Origin of the sequence: Pseudomonas tremae (genome assembly GCF_001401155.1) — a bacterium.
GTDB lineage: Bacteria > Pseudomonadota > Gammaproteobacteria > Pseudomonadales > Pseudomonadaceae > Aquipseudomonas > Aquipseudomonas tremae.
Genome location: NZ_LJRO01000030.1, coordinates 1 through 532 on the forward strand (window position 1 = coordinate 1; position 532 = coordinate 532).

Annotated in this window: 1 protein-coding gene and 1 pseudogene; one reads left to right on the top strand and one right to left on the bottom strand. The window is 61.1% G+C overall.

All coding sequences use genetic code 11. The features are described 5' to 3' along the window. Positions 1-348, top strand: a 348-nt coding sequence (locus ALO43_RS01575) for a cation diffusion facilitator family transporter (RefSeq protein ID WP_328586966.1), incomplete at its 5' end; no start/stop codon positions are given. A gap of 6 nt (positions 349-354) precedes the next feature. Here the strand turns inward: ALO43_RS01575 and ALO43_RS31255 are convergent. Further along, positions 355-532, bottom strand: a pseudogene (locus ALO43_RS31255) (DUF6515 family protein); the annotation flags it as partial.

Here is a 532-nt window from a genome sequence, read left to right on the forward strand (position 1 = left end):
TATTTTGGTCTGGGCATCGCGCTGTACATCTTGTGGAGCGCTTTGCAGATCGCCCGCGAGACAGTGTCGGTGTTGATGGATGAAGAATTGCCCGCCGATGTCAGCACGCGCATGCTGGCGCTGGCGTGCGACGTGCCGGGCGTGCTTGGGGCGCATGATCTGCGTACACGGATTTCCGGCAATCACTGGTTTGTGCAGCTACATCTGGAGTTGCAGGGCACACTGACCCTGTCGGTCGCCCAGGCGCTCTGCGACAAGGTCGCCGATGCTATTCACGAGCAATTCCCGAAGGCCGAAGTGCTGGTGCACGCCGACCCTCAGGAGGTCGTCAAGCAGGCCAATGTCTGATCAGCGTCAATTGACGCTGACGTTGTAGCCACGCCCTGCCAGACAGTCGCCCATCGAGCGACGATAGGCATCCACCAAGTCCGGCGGCGGCTGGCCGCTGACATTGGCCGGGTCGAAGCCGCTCTGCTGCGCGGCCTGCAAATAGCACTGATAGTGATCCAGTTCGACCTGTTGCGGACTCTGG